This is a genomic window from Streptomyces sp. NPDC008163, assembly GCF_042956885.1.
Classification (GTDB): domain Bacteria; phylum Actinomycetota; class Actinomycetes; order Streptomycetales; family Streptomycetaceae; genus Streptomyces; species Streptomyces drozdowiczii_A.
Genome location: NZ_JBIBHG010000002.1, coordinates 305,315 through 328,633 on the forward strand (window position 1 = coordinate 305,315; position 23,319 = coordinate 328,633).

Sequence of the window (23,319 nt, forward strand, 5' to 3'; positions counted from 1 at the left end):
CTCAGCCCCGGCCGGTGCGCGGGGTCCGGTTCCAGCCGCTGGCGGCCTTCTCGTCCTTGCCGGATCCGTTCATGTTCACCGACGGCCAGGCGTCGCCGGGCGGGAGCGCCGCGGGGGCCGTCGCGACCCGCGGCAGCGCGTACGGGTGGTGGTCGCGCAGCCAGCCGATCAGCTGCTCCCGGACCGCGCAGCGCGCCGTCCAGATGTCGTCCGCGTCCTTCGCCGTGACCACCGCGCGCACCTGGATCGTCGTCGGGGTGGTGTCCGTGACCGCCAGGGACCAGTTCCGGCCGTCCCAGGCAGCGCACTCGCCGAGGATGTCCCGCAGCTTGTCGCGCATCGCCTCGATCGGCGCCGAGTGGTCGAGGTGGAAGAAGACCGAGCCGGTCATCTGCGCCCCGCCGCGCGACCAGTTCTCGAACGGTTTGCCCGTGAAGTACGAGACCGGCATCGTGATCCGCCGCTCGTCCCACGTACGCACCGCGAGGAAGGTCAGCGTGATCTCCTCGATCGTGCCCCACTCGCCGTCCACCACCACGGTGTCGCCGATGCGGACCATGTCGCCGAACGCGATCTGGAGGCCGGCGAAGAGGTTGCCCAGCGTGGACTGGGCGGCGACACCGGCCACGATGCCGACGAGACCGGCCGACGCCAGCATCGAGGTGCCCACCGCCTGCATCTCGGGGAACGTCAGCAGCATCGCCGCGACGGCCAGGATCGTCACGACCGCGATGACCACCCGCTGGATCAGCGTCACCTGCGTCCGCACCCGCCGCACCCGCGCCGGGTCCCGGTTGTGGGCCGCCGCGTACCGCGCGTACACCGAGTCCACGACCGCGATGGCGATCCGCACCACCAGCCAGGCCGAAGCCCCGATCAGCACCAGCGTCAGCAGCCGCCCGATGCCCACCCGGTGGCTCTGGACCATGCCGAGGCCCGTCCTCGCGTACGTACCGCGCAGCAGCGCCGCGCACATGACCAGCTGGAACGGGATCCGGCACTGCCGCAGCAGGCCCCACAGGGGGGTCTCGTGGTGTCTGGCGTCGGCGCGCCTCAGCAGGAAGTCGAAGAGCCAGCCCGCTGCCAGGGTGATCACCACCGAACCGCCGAGGACGATCAACGGCCGCAGAACACTCTCCATGCTGTCGCTCTCCATCCCTTCGAACGCAACTGGCACCATGGGCGTCATGAACATCATGCTTTTCCACTCGATGTACGGTCTGCGCCCCGCCGTGCACGCCGCAGCCGACCGGCTGCGCGCCGCGGGGCACGAGGTGCGCGTGCCCGATCTGTTCGCGGGGCACACCTTCGATTCGGTGGAGGAAGCGGAGGCGTTCCGCGAGGAGACGGGTAAGGAAGAGCTGCTCAAGCGGGCCGTGCTCGCCGCCGCGCCCTACTCCGACCAGGGCCTCGTCTACGCCGGTTTCTCGCTCGGCGCCTCGGTCGCCCAGACGCTGGCGCTCGGCGACGAGAAGGCGCGCGGGCTGCTGCTCCTGCACGGCACCTCGGACATCGCCGAGAACGCCTCCGTGGACGAGCTGCCCGTACAGCTGCACGTCGCCGACCCCGACCCGTACGAGACGGCCGACTGGCTGAACTCCTGGTACCTGGACATGCAGCGGACCGGGGCGGACGTGGAGGTCTACCGCTACCCGGGCGCCGGCCACCTCTTCACCGACCCCGAGCTGCCGGACTTCGACCGGGAGGCGGCGGAGCTGGCCTGGAAGGTCGCGATCGGGTTCCTCGCCACGCTGTGACGCGCGAAGGGCTCCGCGCGGTGGCCGCGCGGAGCCCTTCGAAGGGTGCGGGTCAGCCCTTCAGCGCGGCGGTCATCGCCGTGTTGAAGTCCTCGACCGTCATCGGCGCGTTCTTGCCGTCGCTGCCGGTGATCTTCTTGCCGTCCATGACGAGGGTCGGCGTGCCGGTCACGTCGTCCTTGTTCTCGTCGAAGGCCTTGGACATCTTCAGGGCCCAGGCGTCGTACGTGCCGTCCTCGACGGCCTTCTGGAACTCCTTGTTGCCCTTGAGGTCCTTCACCGAGTCGGCCACCTTGATCAGGTAGCTGTCGTCCTTGAACTTGTCGTCCGACTCGTCCGGGTGGAACTCGGCCGAGTACAGCGCGCTCTTGTACTCCAGGAAGGCGTCGGTGCTCACGTTCAGCGCCGCGCCCAGCGCGCTCAGGGCGTTCTTGGAGCCCTCGCCGCGGGTGCCGACGGACGGCTTGTCTCCGCCGAGGCTGTCGCCGTCGATGAACGACGCGCCTATGTACTGGATCTTGTACTTGCCGTCCGCGACGTCCTTGGTGACGGTCGAGCCGACGGTCTGCTCGAACGAGGCGCAGATCGGGCAGCGGGAGTCCTCGTACAGCTTCAGGGTCTTCTTCGCGCTGTCCTTGCCGATGACGACGGTGGTGCCGTCCTTGCCCGAGGTGTTCTTGGGCGCGACGACCGTCTTCTCGTCCTTGAGGGAGTCCCAGTGGGACGGCTTGTTCAGCTGCATCACCGCGTAGCTGATGCCCGCGACGACGGCGAGACCGGCGACGACCGAGACGCCGACGACGACCTGCCGGCGGGCCTTGTCCTTCTTCGCCTGGCGCTCGCGCTCCGCGCGCAGCCGCTCGCGGGCGGCGGACTTGTTGGCCTGGCTGTTGCGCTTGCTCATGGTGGTGTTTCTCCGTGGAGTGGGGTCGTACGGTGCGGGGCTCGCGTTGCTCAGAGGGCACAGGCCCCGAGCGGCGGCCCCCTCCGTCCCACGGAGTGCACGAGGAGGCGGGCGCGGCCCGGCAGCAGCGGCCAGGCCGCGGCGGAGCGGGCCCCGGTCCGCGGCGGACGGCCCGCCGCGCGCACCACGGCCACCGCGATCAGCAGCGGCCGGAACGCCAGCAGCGCGCCCGCCCGGAGCAGCCCGGCGAGCGCCAGCTCCCCGCGGTGCAGCCAGGCGGCGGCGAGCAGCCCGACCGTGACATGGGCGGCCAGCAGCAGCCAGGGGACCAGGGGGCCGGGGGAGGCGAGCAGCGCGGCGGCGCCCTGGCCGCCCGCGGTCACCGAGGCGAGCGGGGTGCCGACGTCGCCGAGCTGTGCGGTGCCGGGCCCGAGGTCGCCGCCGCCGCACAGGACGTCGACGCCCACCGAGCGCAGGGGGCCCGCTATGGGGCCGCCCGCCGCTCCGTAACAGAGGTGCTGGCCGGTGGTGAAGAAGGTGTCGGCGGCCAGCTCCAGGGGGACCAGGAGCCCGGCGATGGCCCCGAAGCCGCGCTGGCGGCCGGCCAGGGCGTACGCCGCCGCGAAGACGGCCCCGGCCAGCACGGCGACGGGGACCAGGGGCAGTGCGACCTGGGAGAGCAGGACGTGGGACGCGGCGGAGAGCGTCACGACGAGCGCTGTGAAAAGCGCCGCGCGTGCCGCTCTGAGCTGCGTCCCGGATATGTCCATCGCCCAGGAGTGTCGCATGCGAACCTGTAAGCGACCCCTAAAGGTTCCGTTTCGCCGGCTACAGCCCCGGGATGCGACCGTTGCGGAACAGGTCCACGAAGATCTGGTGGTCCGCGCGGGCCCGGGCGCCGTAGCTGTGGGCGAAGTCCACCAGGAGCTCCCCGAAGCCTTCCTCATCGGCCGCGATGGCGGCGTCGATCGCCCGCTCCGTGGAGAACGGCACCAGGGAGTGGCCGCTCTCGTCGTCCGCCGCCGAGTGCATCGTGGCCGTGGCCCGGCCGAGGTCGGCGACGAGCGCCGCGATCTCGTCGGGCTCGTCGATGTCGGACCAGTCCAGATCCACCGCGTACGGCGACACCTCGGCGACGAGCTGGCCGGCGCCGTCGAGCTCGGTCCAGCCGAGCCACGGGTCGGCGTGCGCCTGGAGGGCGCGCTGCGAGATCACCGTGCGGTGTCCCTCGTGCCGGAAGTAGCCGCGCACGGCCGGGTCCGTGATGTGCCGGGAGACGGCCGGGGTCTGGCCCTGCTTGAGATAGATCACGACGTCGTTCTCCAGGGCGTCGCTGTTGCCCTCCAGGAGGATGTTGTACGAGGGCAGGCCCGCCGAGCCGATACCGATGCCGCGCCGGCCCACGACGTCCTTGACCCGGTAGGAGTCCGGCCGGGTCAGGCTCGACTCCGGCAGCGTCTCCAGATAGCCGTCGAACGCGGCCAGCACCTTGTACCGCGTCGCCGCGTCCAGATCGATCGCGCCGCCGCCCTCGGCGAACCGGCGCTCGAAGTCGCGGATCTCGGTCATCGAGTCGAGCAGCGAGAACCGGGTCAGCGAGCGGGCGGTGCGCAGCGCGCCGAGCAGCGGGCCCTCGGCGGTGTCCAGCGTGAAGGGAGGCACCTCGTCGTTCTTGGCGCCCGTGGCCAGGGCGCGGATGCGCTCGCGGTAGGCCGCCGCGTAGATCCGTACCAGCTCGGTGATCTGCTCGTCGCCCAGCGCCTTCGCGTACCCCAGCAGGGCGACCGAGGCGGCGAAGCGCTTGAGGTCCCAGGTGAAGGGGCCGACGTACGCCTCGTCGAAGTCGTTCACATTGAAGACGAGGCGGCCGTTGGCGTCCATGTAGGTGCCGAAGTTCTCCGCGTGCAGGTCGCCGTGGATCCAGACCCGGCCGGTGCGCTCGTCCAGATACGGGCCGCCGTGCCGCTCCTGCTCCAGGTCGTTGTAGAACAGGCAGGCCGTGCCCCGGTAGAACGCGAAGGCCGAGCCCGCCATCTTGCGGAACTTGACCCGGAAGGCGGCCGGATCGGCCGCGAGGAGCTGCCCGAAGGCGGCGTCGAAGACCTCGAGAATCTGCTCCCCGCGCCGCTCCGCGCCGGTCTGCGTGTCCGACATCTGTGACTGCCTCCTGGTACCTGACCTGGGTGATGACGTGCATGACAAAAGGGACGGGTGGTCCCGCCCTTCCAACGCGCGACCGTATCGCGGAGTGCCCGTCGCCGCGTCCCTCGGAGACGTAGACTTCCACGCTGTCCCCCCAGACATCCCCCGTCCCGTCGTCCCCATTTCCCCGGAGGCACAGCGCCGTGACCAAGCCGCCCTTCACGCACCTTCACGTCCACACCCAGTACTCACTCCTGGACGGTGCCGCGCGGCTCAAGGACATGTTCACCGCGTGCAACGACATGGGCATGACCCATATCGCGATGACGGACCACGGCAACCTGCACGGGGCGTACGACTTCTTCCACTCGGCGCAGAAGGCGGGCGTGACGCCGATCATCGGCATCGAGGCGTACGTCGCGCCCGAGTCGCGCAAGCACAAGCGGAAGATCCAGTGGGGGCAGCCGCACCAGAAGCGCGACGACGTCTCCGGTTCCGGTGGCTACACCCACAAGACGATCTGGGCGGCCAACAGCACCGGTCTGCACAACCTCTTCAAGCTGTCCTCCGACGCCTACGCCGAGGGCTGGCTCCAGAAGTGGCCGCGTATGGACAAGGAGACCATCTCCCAGTGGTCCGAGGGCCTGATCGCGTCCACCGGCTGCCCCTCCGGCGAGGTCCAGACGCGGCTGCGGCTCGGCCAGTTCGACGAGGCGGTCAAGGCCGCCTCCGACTACAAGGACATCTTCGGCGAGGGACGCTACTTCCTGGAGCTGATGGACCACGGCATCGAGATCGAGCGCCGGGTCCGCGACGGGCTCCTGGAGATCGGCAAGAAGCTCGGCATCCCGCCGCTCGTGACGAACGACTCGCACTACACGTACGCCTCCGAGGCGACCGCGCACGACGCCCTGCTCTGCATCCAGACCGGCAAGAACCTCTCCGACCCGGACCGCTTCCGCTTCGACGGCACCGGCTACTACCTCAAGACCACGGACGAGATGTACGGCGTCGACTCCTCCGACGCCTGGCAGGAGGGGTGCGCCAACACCCTCCTGGTCGCCGAGCAGATCGACACCTCAGGGATGTTCGAGAAGCGCGACCTGATGCCGAAGTTCGACATCCCCGAGGGCTACACGGAGATCACCTGGTTCCAGGAGGAGGTCCGGACCGGGATGAACCGCCGTTTCCCGAACGGCATCCCGGAGGACCGGCAGAAGCAGGTCGAGTACGAGATGGACATCATCATCCAGATGGGGTTCCCGGGGTACTTCCTGGTCGTCGCCGACTTCATCATGTGGGCCAAGAACAACGGCATCGCGGTCGGCCCCGGCCGAGGGTCCGCGGCCGGTTCGATCGTCTCGTACGCGATGGGCATCACCGACCTCGACCCGATCGAGCACGGGCTGATCTTCGAGCGGTTCCTCAACCCCGAACGCGTCTCCATGCCCGACGTCGACATCGACTTCGACGAGCGCAGGCGCGTCGAGGTCATCCGGTACGTGACGGAGAAGTACGGCGCCGACAAGGTCGCCATGATCGGCACCTACGGCAAGATCAAGGCCAAGAACGCGATCAAGGACTCCGCCCGCGTCCTCGGCTACCCGTACGCCATGGGCGACCGGCTCACCAAGGCCATGCCCGCCGACGTCCTCGGCAAGGGCATCGACCTCAACGGCATCACCGACCCCAGCCACCCGCGCTACAGCGAGGCGGGCGAGATCCGGGGGATGTACGAGAACGAGCCGGACGTCAAGAAGGTCATCGACACCGCCAAGGGCGTCGAGGGCCTGGTCCGGCAGATGGGCGTGCACGCCGCCGGCGTCATCATGTCCAGCGAGCCGATCGTGGACCACGCCCCGGTCTGGGTGCGGCACACCGACGGCGTCACCATCACGCAGTGGGACTACCCGCAGTGCGAATCGCTCGGCCTCCTCAAGATGGACTTCCTGGGGCTGCGCAACCTGACGATCATGGACGACGCCATCAAGATGGTGAAGTCCAACAAGGGCATCGACCTGGAGATGCTCGCCCTCCCGCTGGACGACCCGAAGACCTACGAGCTGCTGTGCCGCGGTGACACGCTCGGCGTCTTCCAGTTCGACGGCGGGCCGATGCGCTCGCTGCTGCGCCAGATGCAGCCCGACAACTTCGAGGACATCTCCGCCGTCTCGGCCCTCTACCGGCCGGGCCCGATGGGCATGAACTCGCACACGAACTACGCCGAGCGCAAGAACGGCCGCCAGGAGATCACTCCGATCCACCCTGAGCTGGAGGAGCCGCTCAAGGAGGTCCTGGGCCTCACCTACGGCCTGATCGTGTACCAGGAGCAGGTGCAGAAGGCCGCCCAGATCGTCGCCGGGTACTCGCTCGGCGAGGCCGACATTCTGCGCCGCGTGATGGGCAAGAAGAAGCCCGAGGAGCTGGCGAAGAACTTCGTCCTCTTCGAGGCCGGCGCCAAGAAGAAGGGCTTCTCCGACGCGGCGATCAAGGCGCTCTGGGACGTCCTGGTCCCGTTCGCCGGGTACGCGTTCAACAAGGCGCACTCCTCCGCGTACGGGCTCGTCACCTACTGGACCGCGTACCTCAAGGCGAACTACCCCGCCGAGTACATGGCCGCCCTGCTGACCTCGGTCAAGGACGACAAGGACAAGTCCGCGGTCTACCTCAACGAGTGCCGGCGCATGGGCATCAAGGTGCTCCCGCCGAACGTCAACGAGTCGGAGTCCAACTTCGCCGCCCAGGGCGACGACGTGATCCTCTTCGGGCTCACGGCCGTCCGCAATGTCGGCCAGAACGTCGTGGACTCGATCATCCGGTGCCGCAAGGCGAAGGGGAAGTACAGCACCTTCCCCGACTTCCTGGACAAGGTCGAGGCGGTCGTCTGCAACAAGCGGACCGTGGAATCGCTCATCAAGGCGGGCGCCTTCGACGAGATGGGCCACACCCGCAAGGGGCTCGTCGCCCACCACGAGCCCATGATCGACAACGTGGTGCAGGTCAAGCGCAAGGAGGCCGAGGGGCAGTTCGACCTCTTCGGCGGCGGCGAGGAGGACAGCGACGAGCCGGGCTTCGGGCTCGACGTGGAGTTCTCCGACGTCGAGTGGGAGAAGTCCTATCTGCTGGCCCAGGAGCGCGAGATGCTCGGGCTCTACGTCTCCGACCACCCGCTGTTCGGTCTGGAGCACGTCCTGTCCGACAAGTCGGACGCGTCGATCTCGCAGCTCACCGGCGGTGAGCACGCCGACGGTGCGATCGTCACGGTGGGCGGCATCATCTCCGGCCTCCAGCGCAAGATGACCAAGCAGGGCAACGCCTGGGCCATCGCCACCGTGGAGGACCTGGCGGGCTCCATCGAGTGCATGTTCTTCCCCGCGACCTACCAGCTGGTCTCCACCCAGCTCGTCGAGGACACGGTCGTCTTCGTCAAGGGGCGCCTCGACAAGCGCGAGGACGTGCCGCGCCTGGTCGCCATGGAGATGCAGGTCCCCGACATCTCCAACGCGGGGACCAACGCGCCCGTCGTCCTGACCATCCCCACGGTCCGGGTCACCCCGCCGATGGTCAGCCGGCTCGGCGAGGTGCTGAACAGCCACCGGGGCGACACCGAGGTGCGCATCCGGCTCCAGGGCCCCCGAAAGACCACGGTGCTCCGGCTCGACCGGCACCGGGTGAAGCCGGACCCGGCGCTCTTCGGAGACCTGAAGGTGCTGCTCGGGCCGTCCTGCCTGGCCGGCTGAGTTCCGGTACGCGTACGAGAGGGGCGGCTCCGCTTGCGCGGGGTCGCCCCTCTCGGTGTGCCGGCCTTACCGGGAGTCCGGTCAGTTGTGGCCGAAGCGCCGCTGATGCTTACGCGCAACATCGGCAGGGCTGCCCTGGGCCTGCGACTCCATCGAGCTCCGCGCCTCGGTGGCCGTCGAGCGTGCCTCCTGAGCACCGCGCTCCGCCTGCGAAGCGCGGTCCTGCTGGCTGCCCTGCTTGCGGTTCTTGTTCTTGGCCATGGTGTTCCTCCTATAAGGACTCTCGGGGCCAGGACCACCGTCAGATTCACATAATCGGATAAACATCGCATGTCGGATCATTACCGTGCGTAGTGACGGAGTATGATGCGCGCTTTTCGTGATCCGCCACGCCGATGATCGAGTTCCGGCCGTTAACCCCGGCGCGGTCGGGCAGACTCGAAGGAACCCTGAGAAAACCCGATCCCGAATGCCTGGAAGAGGGTGGAACGCGTGGACCGTTGCGTCGTCCTGGTGGACGCCGGCTATCTGCTGGGCGCAGCCGCGAGTCTGCTGGCAGGAGAGCCCGCCCGGTCCCGCATCACCGTCGACCACGCGGCCCTCATCCAGCAGCTGCGCGAACGCGCCGAGGCCGACACCGCGCAGCCGCTGCTGCGGATCTACTGGTTCGACGGCGCCCCCGACCGCGTCCCGCAGCCCGAGCACCGCAGGCTGCGCGTGATGCCCCGGGTCACCGTTCGGCTGGGCGCCCTCACCCGCAGTGACGGACGCTGGGCGCAGAAGGGCGTCGACGCCGCGATGCACGCCGAGCTCACCGAGCTCGCCCGCAACCGCGCCTGCTCCGACGTGGTCCTGGTGACCGGCGACGGAGACCTGCTCCCCGGCCTGATGTCCGCCAAGGAGCACGGTGTCGCCGTCCACCTCTGGGCCGTCCAGGCCGCCGACGGCGACTACAACCAGTCCGAGGACCTGGTCGCCGAGGCCGACGAGCGCCGCGTCCTCGACCGGGCCTGGATCACCCAGGCCGTCCGCGCCAAGGAGACCGGAGGCCCCTGCGCCCCGCCGCCCGCCCCGCGCCCCGAGATCGCCGCGATCCTCTCCGCCCCGCTGCCCGAATCGGCCCTCGCCGCCTCCGCCGAGCGGGCGTCCAGGGCCGCCGCGCAGGCCGGTGCGGCCCGCGACGACGAGGAGGCGGCCCCCCGGCCCGGTGACGCCCCCGACCCGCCCGCGCACGGGCATGGGCAGGGACCCGGGCACGGCACCAGGGGCGTGCCCACCCCGAAGGACCTCGCCGGCACCCTGCGCGGACCCGCCGGGCCCGCCGGACCGGCCGAGCGGCAGCAGCCCGCCCCGCAGCCCGCGGCGACCCTGCGCTGGTCCTCGGACCGGGGCTGGGTGGAGCGTGGCGGTCCGCTGGGCGAACCCCCGGAGACCGCGTCCCTGCCGACGCTCGCCCAGCTCACCAGCGCCGAACAGCGCTGGGCCGACCGCGAGGAGGACATCACCACGGTCGGCGGCGACCCCTTCGAGGTGGGTCAGGTCTTCGCCCGGCGCTGGATGGAACGGCTGCCGGAGACCGGCCACCTCCAGAAGCTCTCCGCGCTCTACCCGCGCATCCCGCACCGCATCGACGGCGAACTCCTGCGGTACGCGGCCCGCTTCGGCCTCCTCGCCCACAAGGACGACCAGATCGACGAGCACGACCGGTACGCGATCCGGGCGGGCTTCTGGCGCGAGATCGACGTACGGGCCGCCGCCGACCACGTCCCGCCGGCTGAGCGGACCGCGGAGAGGGCCGGGAAATCCGGGCCCGGTGGAGACTGAGTCCACATCGGGCCGAGGGCCGCTCGACCCGGCCGCGGTCGGTGGCGCCGATGTCCGATCGGTGCGGCCCCGGGCGTAATGCCGGTCCCCGGACCCCGTACCCTCGTACCTCGTGAGTACGGGGACAGTACAGGCGCCGACGGCGAGCGGCACCGTGTGCGCGGTGCGCGATCTGGTGAAGACCTACCCCCCGGCCCGGGGCCGCCGCGGCGCGCCCGCGACCCCCGAAGTGCGCGCCACCGACGGCATCAGCCTCGACGTCCGGCGCGGTGAGATCTTCGGACTGCTCGGGCCCAACGGGGCCGGCAAGTCCACCCTCGTACGCCAGCTCACCGGGCTGATGCGCCCCGACTCCGGCAGCGTCGACATCCTCGGCCACGACCTCGTGCGCCACCCCGAGCGGGCCTCCCGGCTGATCGGCTACCTCGGGCAGGAGTCCACCGCCCTGGACGAGCTGACCGTCGCCCTCGCCGCCGAGACCACCGGGCGGCTGCGCGGGCTCCCGGTGCGCGCGGCCCGGGCCGAGCGCGACGCCGTCCTGGACGAGCTCGGCCTCACCGACCTCGCGGGCCGCCCGCTGAAGAAGCTCTCCGGCGGCCAGCGGCGCCTCGCCTGCTTCGCCGCCGCGCTCGTCGGAGAACGCCCCGTGCTCGTCCTGGACGAGCCCACGACCGGCATGGACCCGGTCGCCCGGCGCGCCGTCTGGGCCGCCGTCGACCGGCGGCGCGCCGAGCGCGGCGCCACGGTCCTGCTCGTCACCCACAACGTCATCGAGGCGGAGACCGTCCTCGACCGGGTGGCCGTCATCGAACGCGGCAAGGTCATCGCCTGCGACACCCCCGCCGGGCTCAAGGAGCGCGTCGCCGGGGAGGTCCGGGTCGAGCTGGTGTGGCGCGAGCGCGCCCCGCTGGACATCCCCGAGGTCGCGGCCCTGCGCGGGTGCGCCCAGGAGTCCGGGCGGCGCTGGGCGCTGCGGCTCGCGCCCGACGAGGCGCGGGCGGCGGTCGCCGCGGTGACCGGGGGCGCGGCCTTCGCGCAGCTCGACGACTTCAGCCTGGCGACGCCGAGCCTGGAGGACGTCTACCTCGCGCTCGGCGGCGGCGCGACCAAAGGACTGGTGAAGGCATGAGCGGAATCGGCGCGGTGGCCGGGGCGGCCGCGACGCTCGCCCCCCGGGCCCGGCTGTTCCCCTCCCTCGCGGCCGTCTACCGCGCCCAGCTCTCCCGGGCCCGGGTGGCCCGCATCCCGCTGCTGTTCGTGGCGACCTTCCAGTCCATCGGCATCATGATCCTCATGCGCGGGGTGGTGGACGGCGGCTCCGAGGCGCGGGCCGTCGTCGCCGGGTCCAGCGTCCTGGTCGTCGCCTTCGTCGCGCTGAACCTCCTCGCCCAGTACTTCGGGCAGCTGAGGGCGGGCGGCGGGCTCGACCACTACGCCACCCTGCCCGTGCCGCCCGCCGCCGTCGTGCTCGGTGCGGCGGGAGCGTACGCCTCCTTCACCGTGCCCGGCACCGTCGTCACCGCGGTGACCGGCAGCGTGCTGTTCGGGCTGCCGATGGCGCATCTGTGGGTCCTCGTGGCCGTCGTCCCGCTGTCCGGCGCGGCGCTCTCGGGGCTCGGCGCGGCGCTGGGGCTCCTCGCGCCGCGCCAGGAGCTGGCCACGCTGCTCGGGCAGCTCGGCATGTCCGCCGCGCTCCTGCTCGGCGTCCTGCCGGCCGACCGGCTGCCGGAGCCGGTGGACTGGGCGCGCGATCTGCTGCCGTCCACCTACGGGGTGGAGGCGCTGGCCCGGTCCTTCGGGGCCCATCCCGACTGGGCCGTCGTCGCGCTCGACCTCGCGGTCTGCGCCGCCGTCGGCGTCGTCTCGCTCGCCGTCGCCACCTGGGCGTACCGCAGGGCGGCGGTCCGGTGAGGCGCGGCTCGCGGGCGCCTGGCACGATGGCACGGTGACCGCGCCTCTGACACCGCCGAACCGGCCCTCGCCCGACGACCACCACGACTGGCAGAAGCCGGCTCCAGGGGGTGCGCCGGGCGGTCCCGTCGCTCTGCACGGCTCCCACCTGGCGGCCTCGCCCGGCGTGGACCGGGAGGAACTGCGCGCCGATCTGCGGCGGGCGGGCGTCGTCGCGGCCGTGGTGACCGTCGCGGGCGTCCTGATGGGGCTGCTGTGGCTGTGGCTGGCGCCCCGGGTGCCGCTCATCTCCGACAACACCGCGGTGTTCCTCAACGACAGCGAGGGCGAGGAGGCGATCGGGGCCGATGGCACGTTCGCCCTGCTCGGGCTGGCGTTCGGGGCGGTGTCGGCGGGGCTGGTCTTCTGGTTCCACCGGCGCGGCGAGATCTGGCTGACGGTGGGGCTCGCGGTGGGCAGCGTGCTCGGGTCGCTGCTGGCGTGGCAGCTCGGGACGCGGCTGGGGCCTACGTCCGATGTGGTCGCGCATGCGCGGGAGGTCGGCAAGGGGGTCGTGTTCGACGCGCCGTTGGAGATGCACGCGCATGGGGTGCTGCTGGCTTGGGGGCTGGCGGCGATGGTGGTGCATCTGGCGTTGACCGCGGCTTGGGGGCCGCGGGATTTTGAGGGTGAGTGGGCGTCTTACGGGGGGTGGGGGCCCGGGGCGCCGGGGGCGCCTTCGGCGCCGTCGTCCGGGGTGCCGTCTTCCGGGTCCGACGGGGCGTAGGGCCGCTGCGCGGGGCTTTCCCCTACCCGCCCCTTCCCGAAACCGGGGCTCCGCCCCGGACCCCGCGCCTCAAACGCCGGCGGGGCTGGGGGTTCGGCTCCGCCCCGGGCTACTTGTGAGCCCGTCCGGCGATTGAGGACGGAACCGGTGCGTCGGGGGTCCCGCGCCTCGCGTCAACCCCGGCCGATGTCCGCAAAGATCGCGCCCGTCAGGGCCGCCAGGTCCTCCGGGGACAGCTCCACCTCCAGGCCCCGGCGGCCCGCCGAGACGCAGATCGTGGGGTGGGTGCGGGCCGACGCGTCCAGGACCGTGGGGAGGCGTTTGCGCTGGCCCAGGGGGGAGATGCCGCCGCGGACGTAGCCCGTGGTGCGTTCCGCCGCGGCCGGGTCCGCCATCGTGGCGCGTTTGCCGCCCGCCGCCGCGGCCAGCGCCTTCAGGTCCAGGGAGCCCGCGACCGGGACGACCGCGACCGTCAGGCGGCCGTCCACGTCGGCCACCAGGGTCTTGAAGACGCGGTCGGGGGAGACCCCCAGGGCCTGGGCCGCCTCCTCGCCGTAGGACGGCGACGCCGGGTCGTGCTCGTACGCGTGCACGGTGAACGCCGTGCCCGCCGCCGTCAGGGCGACCGTGGCGGGGGTGCCGCCGGACGGGGACTTCTTCTGCTTCTTGGCCATGGCCTCAGTTGGGATGCGTCGGGGCGACGGTCAGGTCCACCGCCGGGAGGGACGGCAGGTGCCGGATGACCGCGGTCTCCGCGCGCAGGATGCGCAGCTCCTCGCGGAGGCGGGTCGCGGTGTCCGGGGCCTGGAGGAGCCGCTGCTTGGCGGGCACGTCCAGGACCACCGTGGAGGCGACCAGGTACGAGACGACCGACGGGTCGTCCGGCAGCTCCGCGCCCGTGGTGAGGGTGCGCTCGCTCGCGCCCGCCAGGCGCTTCTGATAGCCGCGGAAGGCCCGCAGGACGCCCTCCGCGAGCGGGCCCGCCTCGTCGCCCGGGTCCTCCTCCAGTTCCTCCAGTTCGGCCGTGAGGAAGGGGCCGGTCGCGTCCACGGACAGGAGCCGGACCCGGGTGGTGCCGGTGGCCAGGACCTCGAAGCTGCCGTCCGCGCGCTCCCGGATGGTCGCGGCGTCGGCGACGCAGCCCACCCGGTGCAGCGACTGGAGGGGGTCGGGTCCGAAGCCGTCGGCCGGGCCGCGTTCGACGGGCTTGCGGACCGCCTCCGGCATGCCGAGACCCGTCACGGCGGTCTCCCGGCCGTCCCGGATGGCCACCACGGCGAACCGGCGCGGTTCGTCCTCGTCGATGGTCAGGAGCTCACGCATCATGGCGCGATATCGCTCCTCGAAGACGTTGAGGGGCAGCACGAGGCCCGGGAACAGCACCGCGTTCAGCGGGAACAGAGGCAGGCGAGCGGTGGTCACAGCGGTCAAGCGTAATGGCCGCGCGCCCGCCCTCGTCCTGAGCCTTGCCTCAGCGGGGTCGCGGAGGCCACCCGCAGCCGTGCGCTGTCCCGTGCGTCCAGGAACCGGCCCAGCGGATCGCCGGACACCGAAGCCCACGGGAACGAGGACGCGTGCGGGCCGATCCGGCCGAACTGTTCCAGCGCCTCCGCCCACCGGCCCCGTGCCACCAGGACATACGCGAGCAGATTGCGGACCTCGGCCGGCCACGGGTCGCCCGGGGCGAAGGCGGCCGACAGCGAGATGGCCAGATCCGCCGCCGCGTCGATCCGCTCCTGCTGCACCGAGGTCGACCGGGTGTCCCAGGGGCCCTCCGTCAGCATCGCGAAGGCCGCGCGCAGCGGCAGCGCCTGCACCAGGGAGCTGGGCGCCGAGTCCTCGGCGGCCCGCTCGGCGAAGTCGAAGCACTCGCGGTGCGAGCCGTACCAGGCGGCCGAGAGGTACTGGAGGGCGGCCACATGGCAGCCGTAATGGTGCGAGGAGCGCTGGAGGGCCTGCTCCCACAGCGCCTCGAAGGTGGTGTGCGTGGCCTGGGTGCCCCGGGCGTGGTCCAGGGCGAGGCGCCAGGGCACCGGGTCGCGCGGATCACCCGCCGCGGCCGCCGTGATCAGCGGCCCCACCTCGCGCAGCTGCTCCGCGCGCGCCGGTGACTCCCAGGCACGGTCGACCGCGAGCTGCGCCTTGACGAGCAGCGCGTCCGGATCGTGCGGCGCGGCGGCCAGCCAGTCCGCGAGCCAGCCGTCCCGGTTGCGGGCGAACGCGACGAGCCGTCTCAGATAGCGGTCCCGGCTCTCCCACTCGGCCGCGTCCCGGGTGGTCGCCAGGAGCTTCGCGGCCGGTTCGTACTCCCCGGCCGCGGCGGCCACCAGCGCCGGGGACAGCCGTTCGTCGGGGGCGTCGAGCAGCACCGCGTGGTCCGCGGGCACCCCGGTGGAGAGCACCGGGGTGTGCCGGATCACGCGCGCGGTTCGGAGCAGAGCGCGGAGGAAAGGCATGGTGCAGACCATTCAAAAGCGCTGGTGGAGGCGGGCGCCAGGGGGTGCGCTGTGAAGCATTTGTGCCGAGCGGATGGGTTGCCCGGCAGCCGGTCAAGGAGCGGTAAAGGAATCCGGGGTTTCTGGCTGGTTCTCGTGGGTGGTGGGCAGAAGGTCCGTAGTCTGCCCGGCGGCACCAGGCGCCCGTACGGCCCGCCGCCCCGGCGCAGGCGGCCCGCGCCCCGGCGACCGGCGGTCAGCCCCGGCGCAGCAGCCGGGAGGCGCCCGCCGCGACCGTGGTGGCCAGTATCCACCCCACCAGGACCAGCCCGGCCGCCATCCACTGCCAGCCGCCCTCCAGCCGCCAGTAGCCCTGCTGGCCGAGATCGATCACCGGGATGAGCAGGTCCAGCGCGTACAGCGCCGCGTTCCACTGGGGGTGCTCCGCGCCCTTGAGCGACGCCGGGTCGTACCGCGAGAACGCCAGCGTGCCCGCCGCCCACAGCACCGCCATCCACACCGCGGCCCGCCCCGGCCGGTACCCGTACGCCACCGTCCAGTCCTGGAGGTAGCCCCACAGCTTCCCGGCCGGCGGCAGGGTCTCGCGGCGGCGGCGCTGCTTGGCGAGCAGCACCTCCCGGGCGTCCGCGTCCTCGCCGCAGCTGCGGAGCACCGCCGCCAGTCGCTCGTACGGCTCCGGCACGTACTCCGGGGTCGCCGCCGCCACCCACTCCAGGCGCCGGGAGAGCGGGAAGTGGCCGTACGGCACCAGGTTCTCGTACACGAACCCGCCCATCGCGAGGCCGCCCGGGCCCGGCCAGCTCGTGGAGATGTCGATCAGCGTGACGACCTTCGCGCCGTTGAGCACCACCCGGCCGCGCACCGGCCGCTCCGGGTTGAACCGCAGCTCCGGGGTGACCGTCCGGCGCAGCGACAGCTCCTCGTGCGTGTCCAGCACGAAGACCGCCTTGTGCAGGTCCACCGCGTCACCGAACCTGCCGTCGTCCAGCCGCACCCCGCCCCGGCAGCGGAACACCTGCGAACGGGTGCCGTGCGCCGGGGTCGGCGAGGTGGCGATGCCGTACGGGGGAGTGGTGCCCTGGTTCCCTGTGTCGATGCTGACCCACGCCTCGCTCATGTACAGCGTGCGCTCGACGCTGAGCTGCGGGGCGTTCAGCGCGCGGCGGCCCCGGGCCGCGCGCAGCCGGCTGCCGCGCAGGCTCAGCGAACCGCCCACCTTCGCCCCGCGCAGACTCAGCTCGCCCAGCATGTCGGCCATCTCGGCCTGGAGGTCCTGGGCGACCGCCAGTCCGTCCCCGAGCAGCGCCCGCCCCTGCCGGTCCGGGCCCACCTCGATCTGGTTGACCAGCAGGTCCGTGCCGATCTGGGCGTCCGTGAGCCGGATGCCGTGCTCGACCCGGCAGCGCGGCAGATGCAGATCGCCCTCGGTGCGCAGCCGGGCCGCGTCGAACCGGGGCATCGCGCACCCCACCAGCCGCAGGGTCGTGAAGTGACACTCCGGGAACGTCACCTCCTCGTCGAACCGGCAGCCGGTCAGCTCCACGTACGGATCGACACGCCCGCCCGCCAGGTCCAGCTTCCCCGTGATCCGTACGCCCCAGAGCTTCAGCGCCGTCACCCGGCCCGGCCGGGCCGGCGGGCCGCTCAGCAGCAGCCGGGCGACGACCCGGGCCGCCACACTGCGCTCGGGGCCCCACTCGTGCGGGGCGAAGGGGTCGTCGAGGGCCCGGTCCCGGGACCGGAGGTCGTAGGTCGTGCCGTTCCGGAAGGACTGCCACATGCCCAGCTCCGCCGCGCTGAGGCCGTCCGGGAGATCATCGTCGTGCCGCTCCGTCACCGGTGCCCCTTTCGTTCGGAGGCGTGATCCCGTTATTCCCTCTGAGTGACGGAATGAACGCACATAGTCAGCCGTCACAGCGTCGGCATGTATCAGCCAGTGATACGGCCGTCCGGCCGCGTGCGGCGGTCTGCGAGAATTGCGGTGTGATCTCTCGAATCGATCTGCGCGGCGATGCCCTCCCCGAGGGTGGCGCCCTGCGCGACCTGCTGCCCCGTGCCGAGTTCGACGTGGAAGCCGCCCTGGAGACGGTGCGGCCCATCTGCGAGGACGTACGCCATCGTGGCTCGGCGGCAGTGATCGACTGGGGGGAGAAGTTCGACGGCGTCCGGCTGGAATCGGTCCGGGTGCCCGTCGCCGCCCTCGCCCGGGCGCTGGACGAGCTCGACCCGGCCGTCCGCGCGGCCCTCGACGAGTCCATCCGCCGCGCCCGCCTCGTCCACCGCGCCCAGCGCCGTACCACGCACACCACCCAGGTCGTCCCCGGCGGCACGGTCACCGAGAAGTGGGTGCCCGTCGACCGCGTCGGGCTCTACGTGCCGGGCGGCCGCGCGGTCTACCCGTCCTCCGTCGTGATGAACGTCGTCCCGGCCCAGGAGGCGGGCGTCCCCGGTCTCGCCGTCGCCTCGCCGCCCCAGAAGGAGTTCGGCGGACTGCCGCACCCGACGATCCTGGCCGCCTGCGCCCTCCTCGGCGTGGACGAGGTCTACGCGGCCGGCGGCGCCCAGGCCGTCGCGATGTTCGCGTACGGTACCGGGGACTGCCTGCCCGTCGACCTGGTCACCGGCCCCGGCAACATCTACGTCGCCGCCGCCAAGCGCCTCCTCAAGGGCCGCATCGGCATCGACGCCGAAGCCGGGCCCACCGAGATCGCCATCCTGGCCGACGCCACCGCCGACCCGGTGCACGTCGCCGCCGACCTGATCAGCCAGGCCGAGCACGACCCGATGGCCGCCGCCGTCCTCGTCACCGACTCCGAGGAACTGGCCGCCGCCACCGAGGCCGAGCTGGTCACCCAGGTCGCCGCGACCAAGCACGTCGAGGAGCGCATCGAGCCCGCCCTGGCCGGCCGGCAGTCCGCGATCGTCCTCGTCAACGACCTGGAGGACGGCCTCACCGTCGTCAACGCGTACGCCGCCGAGCACCTGGAGATCCAGACCGCCGACGCCGCCGCGCTCGCCGACCGCGTCCGCAACGCCGGAGCGGTCTTCGTCGGCCCCTGGTCGCCCGTCTCGCTCGGCGACTACTGCGCCGGCTCCAACCACGTGCTGCCCACCGGCGGCTGCGCCTGCCACTCCTCGGGCCTGTCCGTGCAGTCCTTCCTGCGCGGCATCCACATCGTCGACTACACGCGCGACGCGCTCGCCGAGGTCACCCACCACGTGGTGGCCCTCGCCGAGGCGGAGGACCTCCCCGCCCACGGCGCCGCGCTCAAGGCCAGGTTCGGGTGGAAGGTTCCCCAGCAGTGACGAAGAACAACGCGGGCGGCCCCACGGCCAACCCCTGGGACACCCTGCCCCTCCGCGACGAACTGCGCGGCCAGTCCCCGTACGGCGCGCCCCAGCTCGACGTTCCCGTACGGCTCAACACCAATGAGAACCCCTACCCGCTGCCCGACGCCCTGGTCGACCGCATCGCCGAACGGGTCCGCGAGGCCGCCCGGAACCTCAACCGCTACCCCGACCGGGACGCCGTCGAGCTGCGTACCGAGCTGGCCCGCTACCTCACCCGCACCGCCGGGCACCGCGTCGAGGCCGCCAACGTCTGGGCCGCCAACGGCTCCAACGAGGTCCTTCAGCAGCTGCTCCAGACCTTCGGCGGGCCCGGACGCACCGCGATCGGCTTCGAGCCCTCGTACTCGATGCACGCCCTCATCGCGCGCGGCACCGGCACCGGCTGGATCTCCGGTCCGCGCAACGAGGACTTCACCATCGACGTCGACGCCGCGTGCGCCGTCATCGCCGAGCGCCGCCCGGACGTCGTGTTCATCACCTCGCCCAACAACCCCACCGGCACCGCCGTGGACGCGGACACCGTCCTCGCGCTGTACGAGGCCGCGCAGGCCGCCAAGCCGTCGATGGTCGTCGTGGACGAGGCGTACGGCGAATTCAGCCACCACCCCTCGCTGCTCCCACTGATCGAGGGCCGTCGCCACCTGGTGCTCTCGCGCACCATGTCGAAGGCGTTCGGCGCGGCCGGGCTCCGCCTCGGCTATCTGGCCGCCGACCCGGCCGTGGTCGACGCGGTGCAGCTGGTCCGGCTGCCGTACCACCTGTCCTCCGTCACCCAGGCCACCGCGCTCGCCGCCCTGGAGCACACCGATACGCTCCTCGGGTACGTCGCGCAGCTCAAGAGCGAGCGCGACCGGATCGTCACCGAACTGCGCGGACTCGGCTTCGACGTCACCGAATCGGACGCCAACTTCGTCCAGTTCGGCCGCTTCGCCGACAGCCACGCCGCGTGGCGGCAGATCCTCGACCGGGGCGTCCTGGTCCGGGACAACGGCGTACCGGGATGGCTGCGGGTCTCCGCGGGGACCCCGGCAGAGAACGACGCGTTCCTCGATGCGGTGCGCGGACTGAAGAAGGAGCACGACGCATGAACCCCCGCACAGGCCGCGTGGAACGCACCACGAAGGAGACGTCCGTCCTCGTCGAGATCAACCTCGACGGGTCCGGCAAGGTCGACGTCGCGACCGGGGTCGGCTTCTACGACCACATGCTCGACCAGCTGGGCCGGCACGGTCTGTTCGACCTCACCGTCAAGACCGACGGCGACCTGCACATCGACTCGCACCACACCATCGAGGACACCGCCCTCGCCCTCGGAGCCGCCTTCAAGCAGGCCCTCGGCGACAAGGTCGGCATCTACCGCTTCGGCAACTGCACCGTCCCGCTGGACGAGTCGCTCGCCCAGGTCACCGTCGACCTCTCCGGCCGCCCCTACCTGGTGCACACCGAGCCCGAGAACATGGCGCCGATGATCGGCGCCTACGACACGACGATGACCCGGCACATCCTGGAGTCGTTCGTCGCCCAGGCGCAGATCGCCCTGCACGTCCACGTCCCGTACGGACGCAACGCGCACCACATCGTGGAGTGCCAGTTCAAGGCGCTCGCCCGCGCCCTGCGCTACGCCAGCGAGCGCGACCCGCGCGCGGCCGGAATCCTCCCGTCCACGAAGGGCGCGCTGTGACCGGCCTCAACACCATCCTGATCCTGCTCGGCCTGTTCCTGGCCGGCGGGGTCTACTCCTTCTCCAAGCAGGGCATGCCCAAGGGCGTCATCGTCCTGCTCTCCATCGCATCGCTGATGTGCCTGGTGGCGGGCGTCCTGCGCATTCAAGGTCTCTGGGACTAGGAAGCGACGAGCGACACGTGGATACGAAGAAGAAGGTCGTCGTCTTCGACTACGGCTTCGGCAACGTCCGTTCCGCCGAACGCGCCCTCGCCCACGTCGGCGCGGACGTCGAGATCACCCGCGACTTCGACGCCGCGATGAACGCGGACGGGCTGCTCGTGCCCGGCGTCGGGGCGTTCTCGGCGTGCATGGAGGGGCTGAAGAAGGCCCGCGGCGAGTGGGTCATCGGCCGCAGGCTGGCCGGCGGACGCCCCGTCATGGGCATCTGCGTCGGCATGCAGATCCTGTTCGAGCGCGGCATCGAGCACGGTGTGGAGACCGAGGGCCTGGACGAGTGGCCCGGCACGGTCGGCCCGCTGAAGGCCGACGTCGTCCCGCACATGGGCTGGAACACCGTCGAAGCCCCCGAGGACTCCCAGCTGTTCGCCGGACTCGACGCCGGTGCCCGGTACTACTTCGTGCACTCGTACGCGGCGCACGACTGGGACCTCGAAGTCACCAACCCGAAGATCCGTGCCCCCAGGGTCACCTGGGCCACGCACGGCGAACGGTTCGTGGCGGCCGTGGAGAACGGCGCGCTGTGGGCCACCCAGTTCCACCCCGAGAAGTCCGGCGATGCCGGCGCCCAGCTGCTGACCAACTGGATCGAGACGCTGTAATGCCGAAGCTTGAACTGCTCCCCGCCGTAGACGTCCGCGACGGCCAGGCGGTCCGCCTGGTGCACGGCGAGTCCGGCTCCGAGACCTCCTACGGCTCCCCGCTGGAGGCCGCACTCGCCTGGCAGAGCGCCGGCGCCGAGTGGCTGCACCTGGTCGACCTGGACGCCGCCTTCGGCACCGGGGACAACCGCGACCTCATCGCCGAGGTCGCCGGGGCCATGGACATCAAGGTCGAGCTGTCCGGCGGCATCCGCGACGACGCCTCGCTCGCCGCCGCCCTCGCCACCGGCTGCCGCCGCGTCAACCTCGGCACCGCCGCCCTGGAGACCCCGGAGTGGGTCGCCAAGGTCATCGCCGAGCACGGCGACAAGATCGCCGTCGGCCTCGACGTGCGCGGCACCACCCTGCGCGGCCGGGGCTGGACCCGCGACGGCGGCGACCTCTACGAGACGCTGGCCCGCCTCGACTCCGAGGGCTGCACCCGCTACGTCGTCACCGACATCGCCAAGGACGGCACGCTCCAGGGCCCCAACCTGGAGCTCCTGAAGAACGTCTGCGCCGCCACCGACAAGCCCGTCGTCGCCTCCGGCGGCGTCTCCTCGCTGGACGACCTGCGCGCCATCGCCTCGCTGGTCCCGGCGGGCGTCGAGGGCGCGATCGTCGGCAAGGCCCTGTACGCGAAGGCGTTCACCCTCGAAGAGGCGCTGGAGGCGGTCTCCGTATGACCGATTCCGCATCCGTGCGCCGCGTCTCCTCCGGCGCCCCCTGGGAGGAGAAGTTCGGCTACGCGCGCGCCGTCGAACTGCCGAACGGCCTGGTGCTCGTCTCCGGCTGCACGTCGGTGGTCGGCGGCGAGATCGCCGCGGGCGGCCCGTACGACCAGACGGTCACCGCGTTCGGCGTCGCCCTCGACGCGCTGAAGGAGCTGGGCCTCGGCCGCGAGGACGTCGTCCGCACCCGGATGTACGTCATGCACGCCAGGGACACCGACGAGGTCGGCCGCGCCCACAAGGAGCTGTTCGACGCCGTCCGCCCCGCCGCCACCATGGTCGTGGTCTCCGGTTTCGTGGACCCGGGCCTGGTCGTCGAGGTCGAGGTCGAGGCCTACCGGGCGGGTGCGCGATGAGCCTCGCGGTACGCGTCATCCCCTGCCTCGACGTGGACAACGGCCGGGTCGTCAAGGGCGTCAACTTCCAGAACCTGCGGGACGCGGGCGACCCCGTCGAGATGGCGAAGCTGTACGACGCCGAGGGCGCCGACGAGCTGACCTTCCTGGACATCACCGCGTCCAGCGGCGACCGGGAGACCACCTACGACGTGGTGCGCCGCACCGCCGAGCAGGTCTTCATCCCGCTCACCGTGGGCGGCGGCGTCCGCACCCCGGACGACGTCGACAAGCTGCTGCGGGCCGGGGCGGACAAGGTGGGCGTCAACACGGCGGCCATCGCCCGGCCGGAGCTGATCCGGGAGATCGCCGAGCGCTTCGGCCGCCAGGTCCTGGTGCTCTCGGTCGACGCCCGCCGCACCCCCGAGGGCACCTTCGAGGTCACCACGCACGGCGGCCGCCGGGGCACCGGCATCGACGCCGTCGAGTGGGCCCACCGGGCGGCGGAGCTCGGCGCCGGCGAGATCCTGCTCAACTCGATGGACGCCGACGGCACGAAGGACGGCTACGACACCGAGATGATCGCCGCCGTCCGCGAGCACGTCCGCGTCCCCGTCATCGCCTCGGGCGGCGCCGGCCGGCTCGCGGACTTCGCACCGGCCATCGACGCCGGGGCCGACGCGGTCCTGGCCGCGTCCGTCTTCCACTTCGGCGACCTGCGCATCTCCGAGGTCAAGGGCGCGCTCGCGGAGGCCGGGCACCCGGTGCGCTGACCGGCCGGCTGTGCGCGTGCACAGACATGGGGCGTCCTCCCCTGGGAGGGCGCCCCACCGTCGTACGCGCACCTTCACGGACCCGG

At 71.9% G+C, this 23,319-nt stretch carries 23 protein-coding genes; 14 read left to right on the plus strand and 9 right to left on the minus strand.

The window, feature by feature from the left end; all coding sequences use genetic code 11:
- Window position 1 precedes the first annotated feature (1 nt).
- A complete protein-coding gene (locus ACFZAT_RS06480; RefSeq protein WP_391260979.1) occupies window positions 2-1,141 on the minus strand; it encodes a mechanosensitive ion channel domain-containing protein in 1,140 nt (379 codons plus the stop codon).
- Window positions 1,142-1,178: 37 nt separating this feature from the next.
- Here ACFZAT_RS06480 and ACFZAT_RS06485 point away from each other — a divergent pair, with 37 nt between their 5' ends.
- A complete protein-coding gene (locus ACFZAT_RS06485) occupies window positions 1,179-1,757 on the plus strand; it encodes a dienelactone hydrolase family protein (protein WP_391260981.1) in 579 nt (192 codons plus the stop codon).
- A gap of 52 nt (window positions 1,758-1,809) precedes the next feature.
- Here the strand turns inward: ACFZAT_RS06485 and ACFZAT_RS06490 are convergent, their stop codons facing one another.
- The 3 genes from ACFZAT_RS06490 to ACFZAT_RS06500 are packed head-to-tail and all read right to left on the minus strand — an operon-like array spanning window position 1,810 to window position 4,815.
- Window positions 1,810-2,661, minus strand: a complete 852-nt coding sequence (locus tag ACFZAT_RS06490; protein ID WP_391260983.1) for a thioredoxin domain-containing protein — start codon at window positions 2,659-2,661, stop codon at window positions 1,810-1,812.
- 50 nt (window positions 2,662-2,711) lie between these two features.
- A complete protein-coding gene (locus tag ACFZAT_RS06495; RefSeq protein WP_391260985.1) occupies window positions 2,712-3,431 on the minus strand; it encodes a hypothetical protein in 720 nt (239 codons plus the stop codon).
- Between the two features lie 58 nt (window positions 3,432-3,489).
- A complete protein-coding gene (locus tag ACFZAT_RS06500; protein WP_391260988.1) occupies window positions 3,490-4,815 on the minus strand; it encodes a DUF2252 family protein in 1,326 nt (441 codons plus the stop codon).
- Window positions 4,816-5,006: 191 nt separating this feature from the next.
- Between ACFZAT_RS06500 and dnaE the strand changes: the two genes are divergently transcribed.
- Window positions 5,007-8,543 carry a DNA polymerase III subunit alpha gene (gene dnaE / locus ACFZAT_RS06505; RefSeq protein WP_391260991.1) on the plus strand — a complete coding sequence of 1,179 codons (3,537 nt, stop codon included), beginning with the start codon at window positions 5,007-5,009 and terminating at the stop codon, window positions 8,541-8,543.
- Between the two features lie 81 nt (window positions 8,544-8,624).
- Here dnaE and ACFZAT_RS06510 read toward each other — a convergent pair whose 3' ends face one another.
- Window positions 8,625-8,804, minus strand: coding sequence for a hypothetical protein (locus tag ACFZAT_RS06510; RefSeq protein WP_161206519.1), 180 nt, complete (start codon window positions 8,802-8,804; stop codon window positions 8,625-8,627).
- Between the two features lie 222 nt (window positions 8,805-9,026).
- Between ACFZAT_RS06510 and ACFZAT_RS06515 the strand changes: the two genes are divergently transcribed.
- The 4 genes from ACFZAT_RS06515 (at window position 9,027) to ACFZAT_RS06530 (ending at window position 13,044) form a co-directional block, all read left to right on the plus strand.
- Complete coding sequence (locus ACFZAT_RS06515; RefSeq protein ID WP_391260995.1) at window positions 9,027-10,367, plus strand: NYN domain-containing protein; 1,341 nt, start codon at window positions 9,027-9,029, stop codon at window positions 10,365-10,367.
- Between the two features lie 154 nt (window positions 10,368-10,521).
- Window positions 10,522-11,496 (plus strand): ATP-binding cassette domain-containing protein, encoded by a 975-nt coding sequence (locus tag ACFZAT_RS06520; protein ID WP_391261687.1) that lies wholly within the window; start codon window positions 10,522-10,524, stop codon window positions 11,494-11,496.
- On the plus strand, window positions 11,493-12,278 hold the full coding sequence (locus ACFZAT_RS06525) for an ABC transporter permease (RefSeq protein WP_391260997.1): 786 nt from the start codon (window positions 11,493-11,495) through the stop codon (window positions 12,276-12,278). Before ACFZAT_RS06520 ends, ACFZAT_RS06525 begins: the two co-directional genes overlap by 4 nt.
- A 34-nt stretch (window positions 12,279-12,312) precedes the next feature.
- The gene (locus ACFZAT_RS06530) at window positions 12,313-13,044 is read left to right on the plus strand and encodes an ABC transporter permease (RefSeq protein WP_391261000.1); all 732 of its coding nucleotides are present in this window, start codon (window positions 12,313-12,315) and stop codon (window positions 13,042-13,044) included.
- 173 nt (window positions 13,045-13,217) lie between these two features.
- Here the strand turns inward: ACFZAT_RS06530 and ybaK are convergent, their stop codons facing one another.
- From ybaK to ACFZAT_RS06550, 4 genes are all read right to left on the minus strand, one after another.
- Complete coding sequence (gene ybaK / locus ACFZAT_RS06535; RefSeq protein WP_391261003.1) at window positions 13,218-13,718, minus strand: Cys-tRNA(Pro) deacylase; 501 nt, start codon at window positions 13,716-13,718, stop codon at window positions 13,218-13,220.
- A gap of 4 nt (window positions 13,719-13,722) precedes the next feature.
- Window positions 13,723-14,466, minus strand: coding sequence for an LON peptidase substrate-binding domain-containing protein (locus ACFZAT_RS06540; protein WP_391261006.1), 744 nt, complete (start codon window positions 14,464-14,466; stop codon window positions 13,723-13,725).
- 5 nt (window positions 14,467-14,471) lie between these two features.
- Window positions 14,472-15,512 carry a hypothetical protein gene (locus ACFZAT_RS06545; RefSeq protein WP_391261008.1) on the minus strand — a complete coding sequence of 347 codons (1,041 nt, stop codon included), beginning with the start codon at window positions 15,510-15,512 and terminating at the stop codon, window positions 14,472-14,474.
- Between the two features lie 223 nt (window positions 15,513-15,735).
- The gene (locus ACFZAT_RS06550) at window positions 15,736-17,337 is read right to left on the minus strand and encodes an oxidoreductase (RefSeq protein WP_391261011.1); all 1,602 of its coding nucleotides are present in this window, start codon (window positions 17,335-17,337) and stop codon (window positions 15,736-15,738) included.
- A gap of 146 nt (window positions 17,338-17,483) precedes the next feature.
- Here ACFZAT_RS06550 and hisD point away from each other — a divergent pair, with 146 nt between their 5' ends.
- Genes hisD through hisF form a run of 8 tightly spaced genes read left to right on the plus strand, consistent with a single transcriptional unit; the run spans window position 17,484 to window position 23,233 of the window.
- The gene (hisD, locus tag ACFZAT_RS06555) at window positions 17,484-18,806 is read left to right on the plus strand and encodes a histidinol dehydrogenase (RefSeq protein ID WP_391261014.1); all 1,323 of its coding nucleotides are present in this window, start codon (window positions 17,484-17,486) and stop codon (window positions 18,804-18,806) included.
- Entirely contained in the window at window positions 18,803-19,939 is a 1,137-nt protein-coding gene (locus ACFZAT_RS06560) for a histidinol-phosphate transaminase (RefSeq protein WP_391261017.1), read from the plus strand. Before hisD ends, ACFZAT_RS06560 begins: the two co-directional genes overlap by 4 nt.
- A complete protein-coding gene (gene hisB, locus ACFZAT_RS06565) occupies window positions 19,936-20,532 on the plus strand; it encodes an imidazoleglycerol-phosphate dehydratase HisB (protein WP_391261019.1) in 597 nt (198 codons plus the stop codon). The genes ACFZAT_RS06560 and hisB overlap by 4 nt, the downstream gene beginning before the upstream one ends.
- Window positions 20,529-20,696 (plus strand): hypothetical protein, encoded by a 168-nt coding sequence (locus ACFZAT_RS06570; RefSeq protein ID WP_199879176.1) that lies wholly within the window; start codon window positions 20,529-20,531, stop codon window positions 20,694-20,696. Before hisB ends, ACFZAT_RS06570 begins: the two co-directional genes overlap by 4 nt.
- A 17-nt stretch (window positions 20,697-20,713) precedes the next feature.
- On the plus strand, window positions 20,714-21,355 hold the full coding sequence (gene hisH, locus ACFZAT_RS06575; protein WP_073864622.1) for an imidazole glycerol phosphate synthase subunit HisH: 642 nt from the start codon (window positions 20,714-20,716) through the stop codon (window positions 21,353-21,355).
- Window positions 21,355-22,080 carry a bifunctional 1-(5-phosphoribosyl)-5-((5-phosphoribosylamino)methylideneamino)imidazole-4-carboxamide isomerase/phosphoribosylanthranilate isomerase PriA gene (gene priA, locus ACFZAT_RS06580; RefSeq protein ID WP_391261023.1) on the plus strand — a complete coding sequence of 242 codons (726 nt, stop codon included), beginning with the start codon at window positions 21,355-21,357 and terminating at the stop codon, window positions 22,078-22,080. The genes hisH and priA overlap by 1 nt, the downstream gene beginning before the upstream one ends.
- On the plus strand, window positions 22,077-22,481 hold the full coding sequence (locus tag ACFZAT_RS06585) for a Rid family hydrolase (RefSeq protein ID WP_391261026.1): 405 nt from the start codon (window positions 22,077-22,079) through the stop codon (window positions 22,479-22,481). The genes priA and ACFZAT_RS06585 overlap by 4 nt, the downstream gene beginning before the upstream one ends.
- Window positions 22,478-23,233, plus strand: coding sequence for an imidazole glycerol phosphate synthase subunit HisF (hisF, locus tag ACFZAT_RS06590; protein WP_391261029.1), 756 nt, complete (start codon window positions 22,478-22,480; stop codon window positions 23,231-23,233). Before ACFZAT_RS06585 ends, hisF begins: the two co-directional genes overlap by 4 nt.
- The last annotated feature ends 86 nt before the right edge of the window (window positions 23,234-23,319 follow it).

What these genes read in the sequence shown, in the direction of transcription:
- ACFZAT_RS06480 (WP_391260979.1), bottom strand. Translation starts at nt 1,141, where the DNA reads ATGGAGAGTGTTCTGCGGCCGTTGATCGTCCTCGGCGGTTCGGTGGTG.
- ACFZAT_RS06485 (WP_391260981.1), top strand. Translation starts at nt 1,179, where the DNA reads ATGGGCGTCATGAACATCATGCTTTTCCACTCGATGTACGGTCTGCGC.
- ACFZAT_RS06490 (WP_391260983.1), bottom strand. Translation starts at nt 2,661, where the DNA reads ATGAGCAAGCGCAACAGCCAGGCCAACAAGTCCGCCGCCCGCGAGCGG.
- ACFZAT_RS06495 (WP_391260985.1), bottom strand. Translation starts at nt 3,431, where the DNA reads ATGGACATATCCGGGACGCAGCTCAGAGCGGCACGCGCGGCGCTTTTC.
- ACFZAT_RS06500 (WP_391260988.1), bottom strand. Translation starts at nt 4,815, where the DNA reads ATGTCGGACACGCAGACCGGCGCGGAGCGGCGCGGGGAGCAGATTCTC.
- ACFZAT_RS06510 (WP_161206519.1), bottom strand. Translation starts at nt 8,804, where the DNA reads ATGGCCAAGAACAAGAACCGCAAGCAGGGCAGCCAGCAGGACCGCGCT.
- ACFZAT_RS06525 (WP_391260997.1), top strand. Translation starts at nt 11,493, where the DNA reads ATGAGCGGAATCGGCGCGGTGGCCGGGGCGGCCGCGACGCTCGCCCCC.
- ybaK (WP_391261003.1), bottom strand. Translation starts at nt 13,718, where the DNA reads ATGGCCAAGAAGCAGAAGAAGTCCCCGTCCGGCGGCACCCCCGCCACG.
- ACFZAT_RS06545 (WP_391261008.1), bottom strand. Translation starts at nt 15,512, where the DNA reads ATGGTCTGCACCATGCCTTTCCTCCGCGCTCTGCTCCGAACCGCGCGC.
- hisB (WP_391261019.1), top strand. Translation starts at nt 19,936, where the DNA reads ATGAACCCCCGCACAGGCCGCGTGGAACGCACCACGAAGGAGACGTCC.
- priA (WP_391261023.1), top strand. Translation starts at nt 21,355, where the DNA reads ATGCCGAAGCTTGAACTGCTCCCCGCCGTAGACGTCCGCGACGGCCAG.
- ACFZAT_RS06585 (WP_391261026.1), top strand. Translation starts at nt 22,077, where the DNA reads ATGACCGATTCCGCATCCGTGCGCCGCGTCTCCTCCGGCGCCCCCTGG.
- hisF (WP_391261029.1), top strand. Translation starts at nt 22,478, where the DNA reads ATGAGCCTCGCGGTACGCGTCATCCCCTGCCTCGACGTGGACAACGGC.